The sequence below is a fragment of the Sphingobacterium kitahiroshimense genome, from assembly GCF_025961315.1.
Lineage (GTDB): Bacteria > Bacteroidota > Bacteroidia > Sphingobacteriales > Sphingobacteriaceae > Sphingobacterium > Sphingobacterium anhuiense.
The window spans coordinates 6245949-6264129 of record NZ_JAOQNK010000001.1 but is presented as its reverse complement, the minus strand read 5'-3'; the positions used below and the strand labels follow the sequence as shown (position 1 = coordinate 6264129).

Sequence of the window (18181 nt, the reverse complement as noted above, 5' to 3'; positions counted from 1 at the left end):
TTTAATACTTACGCGATCTTATGCATTTACTTGATATATCAAATAAATAATTATATTTGTTTGATATATCAAGTAAATAATTATATTTGTTTGATATATCAAGTAAATATGAAATTCAAAACTCCAACTAGCACCGTACTATACTCCATTGAAGAAACTATAAAAGCTTATCGTAGATTATGTCAACAAAATATATCTAGTATAGTACCAACGATTACTGTGGACCAAGCTTTGATTCTAATTATCATTGACAAAGAGGATAAAAGTCAATCTGAAATTGCCGATTTAGTTTTTAAGGATTATGCATCAATGACGCGAATAATCAAGTTGATGATAAATAAAAACTATTTAACAAAAACTATTGACGATGCTGACAAACGAAAATCGGAGTTAAAAATCACAACAAGTGGTAAAGAAATCATTGAAAAACTAAACCCTGTCATAACGAAAAATAGAGAGATTGCATTAAACTCATTATCAGAACAAGAACTAAAACAATTATTTGAAATATTAAGTAAAATTACCCAAAACTGTAAAACAAATACTAAATGAAAAAATGTATCCAACTATTAGCTACCATTATTATATTTTCTTGCACAAATAATAAAACCGTTTTTTCTCAAGACACTAAAGCAAGCGAGATTATTAACTATCTAGATTCTTTAGAAGGTTTTAGCGGTGCCGTTTTAATAGCTAAAGATGATAGTATTTTATTGCAAAAATCTTATGGGTTTGCTCATTTGGGTCACAAAGTCAAAAATAATACGGACACAAGATTTTCTTATGCTTCCATAGGAAAATCATTCACTGCAGTTGCTATATTTCAGTTAATCCAAGCTGGAAAATTATCCTTGGATGATCCTATTGGGAAATTTATCCCAGATTACCCAAATAAGGTAGCAAGAGATTCTATCACAATTAGATTATTACTCATGCACAGAAGTGGGCTGGCTGATTATTTTTATTCCGATAAGTTTTTGAATACTTCTAAAATAAAATTTAGAACAATAGAAAGTCTTTCCAAATTATATGAAGATGAACCGTTGGAATTTAAACCGAATGAGCAATTCTCTTACAGGAATACAAACTATATTTTGCTCGGTAGAATTATAGAAACTGTGAGTAAAATGCCCTATGATGACTATATTAAAAAGCATATTTTCTCAAAAGCAAAGATGCTAAATACGGGCAATGTTGACGTTGACCACATTATAGAAAATGAAGCAGAAAACTACACATTATCAGATGTTTATCCAAACCAGTTACAAAAAACATTTTTCATGAGTGCTGTCAAGGGCAGTTCTGCAGGTGGTGGCTATACCACCATAAATGATTTGTACAAATTTGCATTGGCATTTAAAAATAATAAGCTCTTAAATGCTGATTATACAAATTTTATGAAAAAGGAACCTGAAAACGACCGATATGGATACGGAATGCAGTTTGCAGGAGCACGAGGATCTGGAATTTATGGACACAGTGGCGGGCATTTTGGTGTTGGTGCTGAATGGCGTATATTTGATAAACAAAATTATACTATAATTTTACTTACTAATAAAGACCTAGATCAAGGATTTTTAGATGCTCGTTTTTTTATGGAAAAAACAATTGCTGGTTCAACACCAAAGCTAGATACTTATTTTTATACAAAAAAAATAATCAACACTTGTTTGGATAAGGGTTTTGATGAAGCTAAATTTCTTATAAAAGAATCAAAATTAGAAATATCTGAAGCCGACCTGAATGCCAAAGGCTACGAGATGATTAAAAGAGGTTTACATAAAAAAGCAATAGACTTATTCACACTCGAAATTTTATCTTTTCCAAAATCGTATGAAGCTTACGACTCTTTAGGAGAAGCGTATATGATGGACGGTCATCTTAAAAAAGCTATTGAAAATTATAAAAAAAGTTTAGAATTAAACGCGGAAAACACGAATGCAATGGAAAAGTTAAAAGAATTGTTAAAATAAATTACGATAAAAGGCAACGCTCCAACTTCTCCAAAGCGTTGCCAACTTAATCGACAAATGAAGCTAGAATAATATTCATATCATTTTTGAATCTTTCTTTATCAAAATTTTTTACAAACTTGGGCAACTTATCTAAATTTTATAAAGACTCCATAATCTAGTTTTTAACTAGTTCTAAACTATCGGAATCACTGCCAGAAACAAAATCTTCATATTCATCTATCGCGATATTATCTATAAACAACCTAAACATTCTAATTTTTTCTCCAGTAAATCTATTCGTACTTATCTTATCAAAAACATAAACAGGTTTTTTCTTTACGAATAAATGTTTAAAGCCTTCCTACTCATAATAAAAAGGATTAAATCCATTCGCTATATCAAATCGTTGTGGATAGATAATTTTTTTATTCATATCTGTTGCAGGAAGGAATTCCATAAGAATAAACTGATTCGGAAATATTAATAAAGTCTCTGTGCTGTAAACATCAGCTTTTACAGATAAAATTTCAACTTTCCGAAAACCAATACCCAATTTCTTTTTTATCGTCTTATATTTATATGGATTATTATTGATACTATCTTTTGTAATCAGCTCTCCATCTATTTTCACTTGTGCATCAATACTGTAACCGTCTGATGTTGAAGATGACATACCCAGATATATGATCGTTTCATATTTTACACCAAAGAGAAAAAAAGCTATCAAAGCCAAAACAATCACCAAAATTATAGTTTTTCTTTTCATTAAAAACAAATTATTTATATCGTAGTCCTAATGACTTTATTTGAAAAAAGTTTCGAAGCGTAAAGCTTAACCTTAGTAAATAATAAGCTAACGGATTTCTCTTCTCAATGTTAATCTAATACAAAATTAAACTATCATCAATACCTTCATTTTTATCATTTTCAATATATAGGGTATTTGCCAACTTCAATATTACCTGCAGACAAAAGTAAACATACCTCAATATTATACTCCTCGAAAACTCTTTTCGAAAATACAATTTTTATATCTTTTTCAATTAACACAATATCATTAAAAGACATGCTTAATTCATCTTTCAAGAATTCATTTTCATCACTTTGAATACACCATTCGAAGCTTTCTTTGGCTTTACGATATAGTAGCGATAAATGTGAGTCCGAATTTAAAAACTCCATGATCAATTAATTTTAAGCTTTGTAATAAATTGTATTATTCTTGATTTCTCAATTGAATTTACGGGAGTAATCCCAACCTCGTGTTTAATAGTGTAGAACTATAAGTTCTCAATCGATCTTACTTGACAACCTTCTCTGTAAAATTCGTTTTAAGTCATTTACATCATTTAAACCAGTATAAGAATTTGTCAAGACTAAACGAGCCTTTAGATGTGCAGGTAAATCATTCAGGGACTTATCATCATCTATAATGACAATTTCTTTATAGTCTAAATTATTGGATTGAATCCATCCTAAAATCTCCTCTTTTCGAGTATGTCGATGATTTGAAAAATATGCTTTATCATCTAAAATGGAAAGATTTTTCAGCTCCAGTCCCCTAGTTTTAAAAATGACTTTCCATTCTTGAATACTATATTTAAAACGATGTGATGTGGAAAGAATGACTTTGTCCTTCGTTTTATAAATAACAGACTTTAAAATCTGAATAGCTTGCGGATTAAACTTATAAAAACCATCCTCATCCAATTCCACTTTCTGATGTGGATTAGCATGAACCAATACTCCGTCTATATCTAAGAAAAAAATCATTGCTCCGTCTTTTTATATTATTTGTTCAAAGGTTTGGGTTTGGAAAATATAAGCTATCCTTTATTAAAAATAGCGATTTATTTCTGTATATATCTTAAAAGAAACACGCTATTTAGTGAGCTGAAATTAAAGAGATAAATTTCCATTACCTTTTGATTACCACATTTCTTATAAATTGTCTGAAAATTTTTTAGACACTCTTTCTTCTCTTCATGACTAAAAGTAAAGTTTATCCTATGAAGCAGAAAACTACCTTTCATTCATAGAAGAAGGAATGATTTGGAATTGCACAAAAAAAACCGCTTGGTCATCCCAAACGGTTCTGTATATTTTAGAACACTGTTCTACTTCAGTTTTTCGATTTTAAAGTTTGTTAATAACCTCCAAAGATATGCCTAAACTTTTTGAAATAATTTCATTGCTTACTCCAGATTTCTTTAACTCTCTTGCTGAAGCGATTTTCTCAGCATAGGCTTTAGCCTCTGCTTCTTTCTGTCCTTCTTTTTTTGCGTATGCCAACGTGTTGGTATAATCGCGTTTACGATCTAAGCTGGATATGTATGACATCTGTTCCTCAGGCGTTAGTTTTGCCAGTTCTCCTAGTTCAAAGATACGGGAGAATATTCTTTTATCCAAATAGTTAGGTAGCTTATCGATTTTATCCAAGTGCTTCATAAGATACATCCATTGATCCAGAATCGTCGGTAAATCGGCTTTAGCTTTATTAAAATTAGGTAATACAAGCATCTTGTAACTCAACTTAGGATATAGCACCTCCTGATCGAATTCGTCAATAATCTTACCACTATAAAAGTACTTATCACTATTGGCAACATCCAAACGAAAGCCTAAAACAGCGATAAAATAAATTGGCGGTAACTCATAATTATCTCCTTTCTTTCCTTTTTTAGCTAGACGACTAATGGTCCTAGAGGTGTAACCCACCGCACGATCAAAAAAGAAATCCTGATTCTGCAATTGCATCTCTACTAGAAAAACTTCTCCACCTACACCAACACATCGCAAATCAAAAATAACTTTGCGCTCATTAGGTTCATCGCCATCTTCCTCCACATTGCTATAGGTAAGATCCTCTACAACATGTTCGCCTTCTAAAATACTATTCAGAAAATTAATTAGGTTACCCTTATTCTCCTCTCGACCGAAATAAAATTTCCAACCGAAGTCACTTAAGATATCGATGTACTTCGAAAGGTTACTTATCTTTACACTCATAATGGTATATTACTGGTTATCAAGTAAAAATAAAAAACAAAACCTTTTAAACCAAATAATTTAGCAAAAATACTAAATTATTTATCAAATCAAATAGTTCTCTACTTACTGTTAAAAGAATAGGAAAAAACGTTTGTTGTTGGGTAAAATAGTTGTGAATACTAAAAAGAAAAGCCACATCTCTCGACGTGGCTTTGAATAAACATATGAAATTTACTTAACTTACTTATACGAGTTGATAGATTGAGATACTTTCCAGTTACCACCGTCATTGACCAATGTGATTAAATCGGTCTTGGTAAACCCTTCAAATTGTTGGGTTACTTTTGCCACCATGTAGTCACTGGATTGCTCAACAATGGTAGTGCTTGTTTTACAGTTCAGCTGCTCCCCTTTTTGTTTTTTCAAGAATGAAATAACTTCTGAACGGCTGTTGATCCTATCTGTTGAGGCATGTACTTTCTGTTTAAAATCTGAGGTAAACAACTGCTCTACTCCTGCCGACTGTCCTTCGGTCATAACCGCAACGTAATGATCAATGGCTAGATCTGCTGTGGATAGATTGACGACCGCTTTTTTAGAGTTGTCTCCTAGTGGTTTGCCTGCTGCCATAGTGAATGTTGATACTGCGATCAAGGCTGCTGCTGCGAATGTTTTTGCTATAGTTTTCATAATGTCTTTATGTTATATTGTTAGTTGCTATTTGTTTGTTGATTCAAAAGTAGGGTGTAAATCGTCCCTACCCTATCGCAATTAGACTAAACCAACTAAAAACTCGGTGAATGGTGGAAATGGGTAGGTGAAGTGGTTGAACCTGAAATGGGGTTATTATGCTGTCGTCCACTTGTCAATAACAAAGGCACAAAAAAAACCGCTTGGTCATCCCAAACGGTTCAGTATAATTTAGAACGATGTTCTATTTCAATTTTTCGATATCCTCGATGGAAAGTCCGGTACCTTTAGCAATTTGCTCTACAGGTAAACCCATCTCTTAAATTCTAATGCAATTAAAATAGCTTTTTGACGCTCACCTTTCTCGATACAATGCTTCTCTGCTTTATCCAATAAATAGCATAGAAATGAAAGAACTCTTGTTAAGAAGAGTCATTCTGGGAGCAGATCTTGAAAAGAAATACATAAACAAAAAATGATTGTAAGAATTCAGACCAATCTAATAAATGGTTTAAATATTTGTTTAATTTTGTTTTAGTTATCTTATAAAATTATAACCAGATTATGAAAAAGGTGTTTACGGTCATTGTATATTTAATCCATATTTCAATAGCATTTGCACAACAGTCTAAAGTTGAAAATATAGACAGTATCTCCAATTATTTCAAAGAAATTAAATATGTAACAAAACAAGGAGTAAAATTATGGAATAGGGATTTATATGGAAGTATTTTATTAGTTAATCCTGAAAATCGCCTACTATACAGTAATGAGCCTGATATTAAGAATACTTTAAAGCTACAAAAAGATATTTATGTTGGTACATTACCCGACAGCATTAATATTGCAAATACCTCAATGCAATGGAATGGCAAAACTTGGGCAATGATAATGCTTCCTCTGTCTAAAGATAGATATGACAGAATCAACTTATTAGCTCACGAGCTTTTTCATACAGTGCAGATTTCTTTGGGATTTACCCAATATAACAAAGAAAGTAACCATTTGGAGCTGAAAGATGGAAGAATATATTTACGGTTGGAATTGGAGGCTCTCAAGAAAGCGATCCTTTCTAATACACAGAAAGAGCAAACCAAGCATTTAACCAATGCCTTTATTTTTAGAAAGTATAGAAATGCTATTTTCCCCGAATCTTATGACACTGAAAATCAACTCGAACTTAACGAGGGTCTTGCAGAATATACAGGTTTTATGATTAGCAATAGAAATAAAGAGGCTACAAAACAGCATTTTGTCAATAGTGTAAATACTTTTATCAAAAATCCTACCTATGTGCGGTCTTTTGCTTATAATACTACTCCTATATATGGTAATTTTCTACGTAAAAAGGATAAATATTGGAATCAAAAAATATCTGCTGATAATAACCTAACAGATTTTTTTATTGAAAATTTAAATATTAAGATACCTACTGATTTAAAAGCTACTGTTGTGAAAATTTTTAAAGAATATAACGGCGAAGAAATTATTCAGGAAGAAGAAATAAGAGAGGCAAAAATAAAAATAAGAATAGCAGAATATAACTCTAAATTTATAGAGCAACCACATTTTGAAATAGGTTTTGAAAATATGAATATTTCTTTTGACCCACGCAATATACTTCCAATCGGTGATAAAGGAACAGTTTATCCGAATATGAGAGTAACAGATAACTGGGGGATTCTTGAAGTGAATAATGGTGCTTTAATGTTCCCTAATTGGAATAAAATATCTATCAGTATTCCTACCAAAATAAATGATCAATTAATAGAGGGGGACGGTTGGTCATTACAATTAAATAAAAATTATACTGTTATAAAAGATGAAACAAGCAGTAATTATATCCTTGTTAAAAATAAGAATACCTCCCGCTTGTAGGAGCTGTTACACCTCTGCATCGATTAAGCAAGCTATATACAAATGAAATTGGTTTATGTCTATATTATTTAAAATGACACCATACATTTTAACACACCTATTTCTTATTTTTTCTATGCACTCAAATGGACAAGTAAAGGATAAAGCTAAGTATAACTATGACTTGTATTTACCGAAGGATTATAGTTCTAGTGGAAAAAAATATCCGCTCTTAATTTATCTACATGGAGGATCGCAAAGAGGAAATGACATAAATAAGCTTAAAGTGTACGGAATGCCCTACCTAATACAAAAGGGACATGATTTTGATTTTATAATTGCTTCTCCACAATGTCCCGCTGACAAATATTGGTCATCAGAGAATTGGTTTGAACCTCTTTACTCTGATCTAATGTCTCAATATAGAATCGACACCAGTAGGATTTACTGTACTGGCATCAGCATGGGTGGCTATGGGACATATATAGTTGCCCTGGATTTTCCCGATACCTTTGCGGCTATTGTACCATTGTGTGGTGGAATTAACGATAGTGATACGATGAGAGTATGCAACCTTAGTAAGACACCGATCTGGACATTTCATGGTACTGCTGACGATCAAATCTCTATCAATGAGACAGAACGAATTGTCAATGGCTTGAAGAAATGTAATGAAAAAATAAGATTTACCAAATTAAAAGACAGAGGACACGGGATTGAAGATTTATATGAAACTAAACCGGAAATATATGAATGGTTGCTTAAGAACAAAAAGTAGCTATTGGAGTTGCTAACTCTGTACACCGACGAAGTTGGATATCTGTATATTTGTTACTTTTTGTAATCAGCTTTCTGGATATGATGGGTTACTTAGGGACATTCATCTCGATATTTAATGCCAGTTCACCAAGGTTAGCAACATTCGTATTGCTCAGAATAATAATCGTAGTTTTTTTATTCAAAAATTTCATCCATACTGCGTTAATACCCATTATTTGTCCATATCTCTCCATTCGTCTTTCATCCCCCAGACCTTTAACCCATACCCCATAACCATAATTATCAAGCCCGGGAGTAAGCATTGAATCAAGACTTCTTTTACTTATTAATTTTAGTCCATACAGAGCGTTAGAGAATTTCAGTAGATCTGAAGGTGAACAATACATGGCACCAGCGGCATACCAGTTTTCTATAAACATAGGTAAACTATTAATGAAAATAGCTGAATTTTTGTCCTTAAAATAAGTACTTGCTAGATTTTTTATTATATCTTTCTCATGCATTACGCCCGAATTGTGCATGTCCAAAGGTCTTAATATCTTTTCATACAGCACCTCTTCATAAGTTTTGCGATAGATCTTTTCAATGATTTTACCTAAAATAATGTAATCTGCATTATTGTAAGTGAACTTCGTGCCCGGTTTATTTGCAAGAGGTTTATCCCAAAAACTTTTTAAAATCTGATCTGAAGTATACGGAGTCTGAAATATACCCAGACCATATTTCATCGCTTTATCTACACTTGAAACTGTATCAATGAGTACAACTCCCGAATTATGGTTAAGCAGCTGATGTAAGGTAACTTTTAAACTTACTTTATCTGGATATTCAGGTAAATAAGTCTTAAAAGGTTTATTTAACTCCAGCTTTCCCTGCTCTACCAGTTGAAGGATCAGGACTGCTGTAAAAGCCTTTGTTATCGATGCAATATTGTAGATAGTTTCATTGTTTATTGGAAAATCAAATCTTCGATCCGCTATACCAAAGCTCTCATGGTAGATTATAGCAGAATCCTGTTGAACTAGTATAGTTCCGTCAAAACCATTCTTCGTTACATAAGATTGAATAAAGGATTTCAGAGAGTCTTGTTGTGCTACTGAGTTGTAATGGAATATTATCGTTAAAATAAAAATGATCAGATATTTCATTTTGGTTTTCATGTATATTGGATATAAAGCATTCATTCTTGTTTCGAATTAATATTTCGCGTGATAAATATCAATAGATTTGCCAAATACTCAATCAACTTTTAATGAATGTCTTACACGGATTCGTGATGTCCGATATCGGACGATTAATGTCAGATAATGGACATTAGTGATATATATCTATCAATTTATTTCAAAGCTACTTTACTATATAAAAAGATATTTCTATTTACACTAGAAGGATTCAGTCTTTATTCGGGACTGCTTCACCACTTTTTCGAAACGCCTCTACTGTTTCTCTACCCTGCCTATACCTTGCCTATACTGTTTTTGTAGAGGCAAGGTAGACAACCAGTAGAAAAACAGTAGAGGCACAGTAGACATCTCCCGAAGCCTTCTCGAACAGCGTACGAATAGGTACTGAAGCTGACTACTATAATATTCATTTGAAAAATGGTGAAATACTTTTACGCACTAACTTATCTATTCTTTTCTTCGTAGCCCCAAATTGGTTAAATGAAGGGGGGTGATTAGTTCGTTTGGATAGAATCGGACTAAAACAGCAAATGACAGATGTAATTTGCTGAAAAAACATACCGATGAATAAACTTATAATTTTGTTTTCAATCCTACTTTGTATGGTATTATCATCTAAAGTGGTAAATGCACAGCTGCAGCATCATGATGTTCCAACACCTGCAATGGATCAATTGCTCAAAAAAATAGAAGGTGTACTCCAACAGGAACATATGCCGGGTTTGATGATTGCTATTATCAAAAACGACAGCACATTATTTTCAGGTGGATTGGGATATGTCGATTTAGAGCAAAAAATAAAAGTTGATAGCACAACACGATTTCATCTTGCATCTGTGACAAAATTTTTTGTTGCAATCGGGATCCAGAATCTAATAGCTGAGGGTAAACTGAAACTTAGCGATCGACTGCAGGCCATTGCTCCCGAAATCCCATACTCGAACAAATGGGAGTCGACTCACCCTGTAAGACTTGTACATCTCCTGGAACACACAGCAGGTTTTGAAGATATTATGCTGAATAAGATGGTCAATATGACAGGAAAACCGTTAAAGGGAATCAATGCCGTACAGGACCAAAAAAATTCGCTTACTTCCCGCTGGAAACCTGGTGAAAGGATGTCATATTCTAATCCAGGCTATAATGTTTTGGGGTACATCATTGAGAAAGTTTCCGATATTCCATGGAATGCATATATCCAACAGACACTGCTTAAACCTTTAGCAATGAATAGTACCTTGTTTGATTTAAGTGGCGAAAGTCTACAGCACTATGCTAAGGGATATGATTTTAGGAATGGCAAGTATACACTACTTCCGCTTTATATACCTAGTAGCAACGGTGCTTCTAGTGCACTGGTATCGAACGCATCGGATATGACCAGATTTATGCGGTTCCTCCTGGATCCTGGTAAGAGTTACGCTGACGTTCTACTTCGTGAACATGATTTTCTCGAAATGGAAAAAGTACACAGCACCTTGGCAAGCCAACACGGATTACAGACAGGATATGCCCTGGGTAATGATTTATTCCCGAATAATAAAAAAATAACTTTTAGAGGGCATAATGGTAAAGGTGAAGGTTTTAGCTCCTGGATATTTTTTAATAGAGAGGCCGGATTGGCATATACTATTTCTACCAATTGCAATACAAATTTATGGCCTGTATCGGAACTGATTGAAGATTTTTTAACTAAAAATATGGAGATTCCCAAAATACACACTGTAAAAATAGATCAGTCGAAGATTGGACCTATGCTGGGATATTATCAATTTATGAACCCTAAAAATGAGCGCTGGGAGTTCTACAGAAGAATATTCGAAGGGATTAACCTGTTGGCCATTGATAACGATAAACTTATAATTGATAAAGGAAATGGACAGGTAGACTTCTTGCTTCATATAGGGAATGGTCTTTTTCACTTGAAAGGTGATATAATTCCCTCATTTGTTATCGGCCATGATAATGAGGGACACCCGTTCTTTCAAGGTTATGGTAACAGGTTTTATAGTAAAGCTTCTTATTTACCAATTTTATTGCAAAAGATCCCTATTTACCTTGGCTTGATCGCTGCTTTGCTCTCCATAGTCTATACGATAATCGGAATTCCATTAGCATTTTTTAAAAAAATAAAATTCATAGATCTATGCTTGGTGCTATTACCATCCCTGGGCATAGTCTCTTTCCTAATCTCCTATCGTATATTGGGGGTGACTGATGCGATTCACAAGGAACTTTATACGACCCTAAATAGCACAACTTTATCCATTTTCGCTGGTATGCTTTTTTTCGGAGTCAGTGTTGTGGTTGGCGCATACTTATTGTACAAACGCTGGTCACAGCTAGGTAGAAAATGGATAAAATTTACCTTGGCTTTCAACATCATATTCTTGTTGTATCTGGCGGTACTATTTTCAATACATGGCTGGATTGGAATTCCGATCTGGAGCATGTAGATTTTAATTTTCGTGGAAATATCATAAATTTATGAAAACAATCTAAAAAATCTGATGGCTGAAATAAATACCTTATCTTCTTTCAATGCCTTTTCAGCTGGAGCATTATGGCTATTAGGATCCCTGCTTTTTATCGGGTTTGATAAAGTGAATATCCGAGCTAACCGATGGCTCGGGGCATTTTATGGTATCCTGGCATGCAATTTTACCCAACTTTTCCTTGAAGAGTTTAGAATTGGAGGCAGCTTGCTTATTCATCTAATGGAACTGCCTAGATGGGCTATGCTCCCCTGTCTATATATGGCGGTACATCATTATGTATCGCCTTCTTTAAATAAAAAGGAATGGTTTCTTCATTTCCTTCCTTTCCTTCTTTTCCTTCTGTTTTCTTTTGTCTACTTAATGCCACACCTCTTTAATCAGGAATATGATCTGCCTATATTACCACCTTGGATTGGGTTTATCATCCGGTATTTTTTCTTCGTCCAGATGATTTATTATTGGATCGCTTGTTTTTCTCTGCTCCGTCGTCATCAAAGGAACTTAAAAATGTTGGCTTCGTTTACCGATAAGATAGATCTGAAATGGCTGAGCTATCTGTTGCTTTCCGTGCTTTTCATGATTCTTATCCGTATAGTGAGTATGTCCAACGTTAACGTAACTTATTATTCCCCGATACTATATTTTTTGGGTATAATCATTTTGGCATATGCAACACTTACTCAAAAATCAATTTATGCTTTAGAAACGTATCAGCCTGCGGAAAAAGAGGAAATGATACCAAAAAAAATAAGCAATGAACGGCTTACTATAGAGCAGGTTGAAGAACTCAAATCTATCGTGATGCGAAAAACAGTCGGCGAAAAACTATATCTCGATCCAAGCCTGACACTTTCAGTGCTTTCAGGGAAAATAGGCATCAGCACACATGAACTTTCCTATATTCTTAATAATGGGATTGGAAAGAATTTTTATCAGTTTATAAATGAGTTACGGACGGAAGAGGCAAAATCACTTTTATTATCGGAAGACACCAAGCATTTGGATATGTTCGGTGTTGCTATCAGAGCTGGATTTAACTCCAAAACGACATTTTATACCACCTTTAAAAAAGCTACTGGCCTCACTCCAAAGGAGTACATTAAAGCAAATTCAGACGCTTCCAGATAGCAATTATGTTCACCTGTATCCATCCGAACTGCTTCTGAACAACAAAGGATTATCATTGCTTCATAAAAAAAACAATTATGAAAACAATGAAATTATTCAAATCTGCAACTACCTCAAAAATCTGTGTAATTGTAGCGAATCTCTTATTTGGAAGCACATCCCTTTCAACTCACTGTTTTGCGCAGCATTCAGGTGGTATTGTACAGGAAGAGAGTCGACAATCTAAAACGGTACCCTTGGATCAGCTGTTAGGGTACTACCAGCTTCCTAATAAGATTGCTTTTATTGAGTTTGCACTTAAAGACGAGCTTCTTTTTGCCAAACAATTATGGGATAACAAAGAATACCAACTGATCCGGATTAATGAAACGAATTTCGAGTCAAAAGAGGAAGGTCACAAAATTGAATTCCTAAAAGACAGCTCTGGTCATTTTAATCATGCGAAGATACTGGGAAGGATAACGATGACAAAAGTAGGATTTGATCCAAAAAAAACTAAACAGTTATCTGTCGAACAACTTGGACGACTAGAAGGGAATTACACCTTGAATGATGACAATAATCTTAAGATAAATATCCGTTCTTCGGGAAGCGGATTGATGCTAAAGCAACTATGGGATAATAAAGAGATTGCGTTTACGCCCCGGTCCGAAACTTTTTTCTTGAATGATGACGGCACCTTCCCGCTTACGTTTTTATTGAGCGAAGGTGAAGCTATGCAGGTCACTTGTTTTGAAAATGATATATGGATAAAAGTAAAATAGGTCATGATGATCAACCGAAGGTTTTTTAAGTTCTTTTCTATTTGGTGTTTGCTTGCCATTGGGACAAATCCTGCGGATGCGCAACAGGTGTCAGACGAAAATTTTAACTATCCAATTTCCACTCCTACATACACGAAAGGAAATGGTCCTTTGCTATTATTTGATGAGGCGCATAATAATGCATCGACGTTGAAAGGCGCCTACGCTGCGTTCAGCAAGTTGCTCCGAGATGATGGTTATAAGGTGGTGAGCAACACAGAAAAAATAAGCTGGGAGCTTTTAAAAAAAGCAAAGATCTACGTAACAGTGAATGCAATGTACGATTTGGAAGATTGGAACCTACCTGCAAGATCAGCTTTCTCTACAAAAGAGATGGATGAACTGTCAACATGGGTTGCAGCTGGAGGAAGTTTGTTCCTCGTAACGGATCATATGCCGTGTGGCGCTTCTGTCCATGATCTGGCAGGGAGATTTGGAATAAACATAATCAATGGTTTCGCACTTAGAAAGGATGGCTTACCGGAAGTGTTTTCAAAGGAAAGAAAGACACTTATCTCAAATCAGATTACCAGCTCTCCTGGCGAAGAGATCGACAGCATCATGTGCTGGGGAGGAACGGGGTTTATAGTTCCTTCACACGCTCATGTTATTTCTGCATTGGGAGATGACTACAATATTTATCTTCCTAGCAATGTTTCTCAAATAAAAAGACCGCTGCCGGACACGATTCCTTATATCTCAGGAAGAGGCTTAGTGAACGGTGCATATCTAAAATACGGCAAGGGCAGAGTTGTCATATTTGGAGATGGAGCTCCATTTTCTGCACAACTCCAAGGTATTAAAAGTGAGAAAAGAGGGATGAACCATCCTAGTGCCACACAAAATGCGCAGTTCCTGCTCAATATTATACATTGGTTGGATTGCAAATTTTAGGAATATATTGAAAACCTGTCCGAGACATCACCTACTTACAAAGTCTGCGATGTTTCGGATAACTTTTATGAAGACGTAAAATTGGAAAAAGTATACTTTTGGTAGACATTTCCCAAAGTCTTCCCGAACAGCGTGCGTATAAGTAGCGAAGCTGACTGCTATGATATTTAATCTGACTTCCCGAAAAGGTCTGCTTAAAGAAGAAAAGAAAATCTTATATTATTTTTATCTTTAACAAGAAGATTATAACCAATTTAAAGAAATGGAAGATTTACAGGACAAAGTTTGGTATGCATGCTATGGCTCTAATCTTTTGTGAGAGCACTTTCTTTGCTACATAATAGGTGGACCACCGGCAGGTGCAAAAACGGTATATGCTGGATGTCTTGATAAAACAATACCCTCTGAAAGTGAAGATATATATTAACTGTTAGCTTTTTAATACGGTACAAACTGAAATGGTCTACCATAGAAAACTTCTAGATCAGCAGTCTGCAAAACTGCGTAGTTTAGCGTTATATTTCTCGTGTGCTAACGGGGGAATCCATTTCTAACAACTAATCTGCTAAGCTAATAGCTACTTGTAATTGCGGATATTCATCACTTACTTCATGAACATGATCAATACTAGTGAGTGATATATTGTCGTTAAACACTTCAAATTTTAGTATGAAATTGTCTTTTTTGTTGTAAAGTAATCCATGCTCTTTCCCTTCAGCATCTTCATAGTAACCGACTAATAGCGTCCTTTCTAAATTAATGTTGTTTGATATCATTAAATTTTTCAAATCAAGCCATTCATTATTTAGTAATGCTGTTAATTCTTCTATTTCTAATTTATAATCCTGGAATTCTTCCGTGGTCATTTTTATGGTTAATAAAGGTTTATAGGATCTTAATGTACTGTTTAAAATAAAATTGTTGTTTATAAATTCCTGTCAAAAGCCTTGTTTAATTTATGTTTTATTTTGCGTTAAACTGCTTTTGAAAATCAAGTCTGGAAGCGATTGTTTGAAATCAATCTCTTGTAAGGCTAACTTTTTCATAGTTCAAAATTATCTACTTTTTTGTGAGAAAACTTCAGCGTATAATTTATCTCTCCTACTTTTTTTGTTGCAATTCGTGCTTGATTAAGGTCAAGTCGATAATCTTTGAGACAGGTTTCGATACTGCTAACCGCTTTTTCAATGTCTACAACCTTACAAAAAATATTTAATTTCTTTTGTCCCATATCAAAACCATCCACATCGCCTACTCCATTCCAGCCTAGATGGTCTTTTAAATATTCTTGCACCTTGTCTTTAAGCCATAAATCTCTTTTATTTCCTAATTCACTCTTTAAAGGAAACTGAACAACAACCCAATGATGATTGTCTTCATCGATTTGATAATAGCCATTACTTTCACAGTCTTTACAGAAATTATGTACAAAATCGTCATTTGCATTTTTCGTTTCAATCGGTATCTCTTCTACTTTTCCTTTATAACCAACTTTTCCATAGTGAACAATGGCTACTTTTCTCTTTTCGTCAAACCAAGTTTCTTTGTAAAGTAGTTGTTCTTTATCGTCAGCTTTATAATATTTTATCATGGTAAGTTCACCGAAACTGTAACAAACAAAGGATGAATAAAATGTAAAAATGCCACAAAAAAAACGCTTGGTCATCCCAAACGGTTCTGTATATTTTAGAATAATGTTCTATTTCAGTTTATCGATCTCCTCTATGGAAAGTCCGGTACCCTTAGCGATTTGCTCTACAGGTAAACCCATCTCTTTCAGCTTTAGAGCTGTTTCAATGGCTTTTTTATACTCCCCTTCTGCAATACCCTCTGCTTTAGCTGTAATTGATGCTTTCTTAGCTTCTCTTTTAGTTTCTTTCAATTGTTCCTCTAGTCCTTCTTGATACATCCGCACTGCTTCAGCATCCCACTTGCGTTTTAAACTAATATCATACATAGTCGGTTCCTCCTTTGTCAATTTTGCGTAGCTGGCCAACTGAAAGAAGCGTTGAAATACTTCGGAATTCATAATCCTTGGCAAAGTCTTTAACGTAGACATATTCTTAAGCATAAAGAATACTTTGTCAAGTTCGTCTTCAACCTCAGCTTCGCTTTTAACAAAGTTAATCAATTCGAGGTAAATAAACCCAAATCCTTCATAGAAAATTTGCCCTGAATCTCTATGACACAGGCAGGTATCGTGAAAATAAGTTTTATGATCACCTCCCGGCATATGAAAACCGTCCATCAGGACAATTGTATAAACCTCGGGAATGGCATACCCCCAGGCTTTGCGGTTTCCTTTGGGTGCTGTGTCTGAAATGACCTTACTGGCATAGTACAGCATGCGTTGCTTCAGATTGGTCTGTGTACTCGTCTGCATCTCGATGATGATCTCTTCTCCTGTACTGGTCTGGACTACAAGATCAAAAATAACTTTACCGATCTCTTCGGTTGCTCCGATACGCTCGGTATCCCGATAGGTAAGATCTGTGATGGTCTTACGACAACGAAAGATGATGTTTAGAAAGTTGATCAGGTTGACCTTGTCTCCGAATAACCGCTTGAATCCTTCATCGGTGGTTGGATCAATAAATACGGGTTCTACATGTGCTAACATAATTTTAGGATTTATTTAAATAATTAATTACATAAATCAAATATGATAAAAACTAAAAATATTAGTCGGTTATTAAACGTTTGTAGTCGTTTGTTGTCGGCTAGCACAACTTGGAGCAATCTTTTTAAAGATACAATAGAAAAAGAAAAGCCATATCTCACGATGTGGCTTTAACTAAACATATGGATTTAAACTTAACTTACTTATACGTGTTGATGGATTGGGATACTTTCCAGTTGCCACCATCATTGACCAATGTGATTAAATCGGTTTTAGTAAAACCTTCAAACTGTTGGGTTACTTTTGCAACCATATAGTCACTGGATTGCTCAACAATGATTGTGCTTGTTTTACAATTTAACTGCTCGCCTTTTTGCTTTTTCAAGAATGAAATAATTTCTGAACGGCTGTTGGTCTTATCTTCTGATGCATGAACTTTCTGTTTAAAATCTGAAGTGAACAACTGCTCTACTCCTGCCGACTGTCCCTCGGTTATAACTGCTACGTAATGATCAATGGCTAGGTCTGCTGTGGATAGATTGACTACTGCTTTTTTAGAGTTATCACCTACTGGTTTGCCTGCTGCCATCGTAAATGTTGATACTGCGATCAAGGCTGCTGCTGCGAATGTTTTTGCTAAAGTTTTCATAATATCTTTATGTTATATTGTTAGTTTATTGTTCTTAATTGTTGATTCAAAAGTAGGGTGTAAATCGTTCCTACCCTATGGCAATTAGACTAAACGAACTAAAAACTCGGTAAATGGTGGAAATGGGTAGGT

Annotated in this window: 18 protein-coding genes; 8 read left to right on the top strand and 10 right to left on the bottom strand. The window is 34.5% G+C overall.

Annotation, left to right across the window (positions count from 1 at the left end; genetic code table 11):
* The first annotated feature begins 108 nt into the window (after positions 1-108).
* Entirely contained in the window at positions 109-552 is a 444-nt protein-coding gene (locus tag M2265_RS26715) for a MarR family winged helix-turn-helix transcriptional regulator (protein WP_165905847.1), read from the top strand.
* Positions 549-1973, top strand: coding sequence for a serine hydrolase (locus M2265_RS26710; protein ID WP_132768847.1), 1425 nt, complete (start codon positions 549-551; stop codon positions 1971-1973). The genes M2265_RS26715 and M2265_RS26710 overlap by 4 nt, the downstream gene beginning before the upstream one ends.
* Before the next feature lie 343 nt (positions 1974-2316).
* Here the strand turns inward: M2265_RS26710 and M2265_RS26705 are convergent, their stop codons facing one another.
* The 5 genes from M2265_RS26705 to M2265_RS26685 form a co-directional block, all read right to left on the bottom strand.
* Positions 2317-2721 carry a hypothetical protein gene (locus tag M2265_RS26705; RefSeq protein WP_132768849.1) on the bottom strand — a complete coding sequence of 135 codons (405 nt, stop codon included), beginning with the start codon at positions 2719-2721 and terminating at the stop codon, positions 2317-2319.
* 161 nt (positions 2722-2882) lie between these two features.
* Positions 2883-3137, bottom strand: a complete 255-nt coding sequence (locus M2265_RS26700) for a hypothetical protein (RefSeq protein WP_132768851.1) — start codon at positions 3135-3137, stop codon at positions 2883-2885.
* A gap of 108 nt (positions 3138-3245) precedes the next feature.
* On the bottom strand, positions 3246-3728 hold the full coding sequence (locus M2265_RS26695; protein WP_132768853.1) for an HAD domain-containing protein: 483 nt from the start codon (positions 3726-3728) through the stop codon (positions 3246-3248).
* A 363-nt stretch (positions 3729-4091) separates the two neighbouring features.
* A complete protein-coding gene (locus tag M2265_RS26690) occupies positions 4092-4964 on the bottom strand; it encodes an Rpn family recombination-promoting nuclease/putative transposase (protein WP_132768855.1) in 873 nt (290 codons plus the stop codon).
* Between the two features lie 222 nt (positions 4965-5186).
* Positions 5187-5636 carry a nuclear transport factor 2 family protein gene (locus M2265_RS26685; protein WP_132768857.1) on the bottom strand — a complete coding sequence of 150 codons (450 nt, stop codon included), beginning with the start codon at positions 5634-5636 and terminating at the stop codon, positions 5187-5189.
* A 564-nt stretch (positions 5637-6200) separates the two neighbouring features.
* Between M2265_RS26685 and M2265_RS26680 the strand changes: the two genes are divergently transcribed.
* Both M2265_RS26680 and M2265_RS26675 read left to right on the top strand, forming a co-directional pair.
* Positions 6201-7514 (top strand): hypothetical protein, encoded by a 1314-nt coding sequence (locus M2265_RS26680; RefSeq protein WP_132768859.1) that lies wholly within the window; start codon positions 6201-6203, stop codon positions 7512-7514.
* Positions 7515-7587: 73 nt separating this feature from the next.
* Positions 7588-8271 (top strand): prolyl oligopeptidase family serine peptidase, encoded by a 684-nt coding sequence (locus M2265_RS26675; protein WP_132768861.1) that lies wholly within the window; start codon positions 7588-7590, stop codon positions 8269-8271.
* Between the two features lie 88 nt (positions 8272-8359).
* On the opposite strand, the gene M2265_RS26670 is transcribed toward M2265_RS26675, so the two are convergent.
* Positions 8360-9433, bottom strand: coding sequence for a serine hydrolase domain-containing protein (locus M2265_RS26670; RefSeq protein WP_165905848.1), 1074 nt, complete (start codon positions 9431-9433; stop codon positions 8360-8362).
* 587 nt (positions 9434-10020) lie between these two features.
* On the opposite strand from M2265_RS26670, the gene M2265_RS26665 reads away from it, so the two are divergent.
* The 4 genes from M2265_RS26665 (at position 10021) to M2265_RS26650 (ending at position 14780) form a co-directional block, all read left to right on the top strand.
* Positions 10021-11913 (top strand): serine hydrolase domain-containing protein, encoded by a 1893-nt coding sequence (locus M2265_RS26665; protein WP_132768865.1) that lies wholly within the window; start codon positions 10021-10023, stop codon positions 11911-11913.
* Positions 11914-11967: 54 nt separating this feature from the next.
* Positions 11968-13083: a helix-turn-helix domain-containing protein gene (locus M2265_RS26660; RefSeq protein ID WP_132768867.1), complete on the top strand. Its 1116-nt coding sequence runs from the start codon at positions 11968-11970 to the stop codon at positions 13081-13083.
* Between the two features lie 77 nt (positions 13084-13160).
* Positions 13161-13847, top strand: coding sequence for a hypothetical protein (locus tag M2265_RS26655; protein ID WP_132768869.1), 687 nt, complete (start codon positions 13161-13163; stop codon positions 13845-13847).
* Positions 13848-13850: 3 nt separating this feature from the next.
* Entirely contained in the window at positions 13851-14780 is a 930-nt protein-coding gene (locus tag M2265_RS26650) for a hypothetical protein (RefSeq protein WP_132768870.1), read from the top strand.
* 557 nt (positions 14781-15337) lie between these two features.
* On the opposite strand, the gene M2265_RS26645 is transcribed toward M2265_RS26650, so the two are convergent.
* The 4 genes from M2265_RS26645 to M2265_RS26630 form a co-directional block, all read right to left on the bottom strand.
* Positions 15338-15646: a hypothetical protein gene (locus M2265_RS26645; RefSeq protein ID WP_132768872.1), complete on the bottom strand. Its 309-nt coding sequence runs from the start codon at positions 15644-15646 to the stop codon at positions 15338-15340.
* A gap of 176 nt (positions 15647-15822) precedes the next feature.
* Complete coding sequence (locus M2265_RS26640) at positions 15823-16446, bottom strand: hypothetical protein (RefSeq protein ID WP_132768874.1); 624 nt, start codon at positions 16444-16446, stop codon at positions 15823-15825.
* 33 nt (positions 16447-16479) lie between these two features.
* Complete coding sequence (locus M2265_RS26635) at positions 16480-17400, bottom strand: Rpn family recombination-promoting nuclease/putative transposase (RefSeq protein WP_132768875.1); 921 nt, start codon at positions 17398-17400, stop codon at positions 16480-16482.
* 199 nt (positions 17401-17599) lie between these two features.
* Entirely contained in the window at positions 17600-18049 is a 450-nt protein-coding gene (locus M2265_RS26630; RefSeq protein WP_132768877.1) for a nuclear transport factor 2 family protein, read from the bottom strand.
* Positions 18050-18181 lie beyond the last annotated feature (132 nt).

Coding starts and splice junctions, on each gene's coding strand:
- M2265_RS26665 (WP_132768865.1), top strand. CDS start 10,021: ATGAATAAACTTATAATTTTGTTTTCAATCCTACTTTGTATGGTATTA.
- M2265_RS26690 (WP_132768855.1), bottom strand. CDS start 4,964: ATGAGTGTAAAGATAAGTAACCTTTCGAAGTACATCGATATCTTAAGT.
- M2265_RS26640 (WP_132768874.1), bottom strand. CDS start 16,446: ATGACCAAGCGTTTTTTTTGTGGCATTTTTACATTTTATTCATCCTTT.
- M2265_RS26655 (WP_132768869.1), top strand. CDS start 13,161: ATGAAAACAATGAAATTATTCAAATCTGCAACTACCTCAAAAATCTGT.
- M2265_RS26680 (WP_132768859.1), top strand. CDS start 6,201: ATGAAAAAGGTGTTTACGGTCATTGTATATTTAATCCATATTTCAATA.
- M2265_RS26700 (WP_132768851.1), bottom strand. CDS start 3,137: ATGGAGTTTTTAAATTCGGACTCACATTTATCGCTACTATATCGTAAA.
- M2265_RS26675 (WP_132768861.1), top strand. CDS start 7,588: ATGACACCATACATTTTAACACACCTATTTCTTATTTTTTCTATGCAC.
- M2265_RS26635 (WP_132768875.1), bottom strand. CDS start 17,400: ATGTTAGCACATGTAGAACCCGTATTTATTGATCCAACCACCGATGAA.
- M2265_RS26645 (WP_132768872.1), bottom strand. CDS start 15,646: ATGACCACGGAAGAATTCCAGGATTATAAATTAGAAATAGAAGAATTA.
- M2265_RS26660 (WP_132768867.1), top strand. CDS start 11,968: ATGGCTGAAATAAATACCTTATCTTCTTTCAATGCCTTTTCAGCTGGA.
- M2265_RS26650 (WP_132768870.1), top strand. CDS start 13,851: ATGATGATCAACCGAAGGTTTTTTAAGTTCTTTTCTATTTGGTGTTTG.
- M2265_RS26705 (WP_132768849.1), bottom strand. CDS start 2,721: ATGAAAAGAAAAACTATAATTTTGGTGATTGTTTTGGCTTTGATAGCT.
- M2265_RS26670 (WP_165905848.1), bottom strand. CDS start 9,433: ATGAAAACCAAAATGAAATATCTGATCATTTTTATTTTAACGATAATA.
- M2265_RS26685 (WP_132768857.1), bottom strand. CDS start 5,636: ATGAAAACTATAGCAAAAACATTCGCAGCAGCAGCCTTGATCGCAGTA.
- M2265_RS26715 (WP_165905847.1), top strand. CDS start 109: ATGAAATTCAAAACTCCAACTAGCACCGTACTATACTCCATTGAAGAA.
- M2265_RS26630 (WP_132768877.1), bottom strand. CDS start 18,049: ATGAAAACTTTAGCAAAAACATTCGCAGCAGCAGCCTTGATCGCAGTA.
- M2265_RS26710 (WP_132768847.1), top strand. CDS start 549: ATGAAAAAATGTATCCAACTATTAGCTACCATTATTATATTTTCTTGC.
- M2265_RS26695 (WP_132768853.1), bottom strand. CDS start 3,728: ATGATTTTTTTCTTAGATATAGACGGAGTATTGGTTCATGCTAATCCA.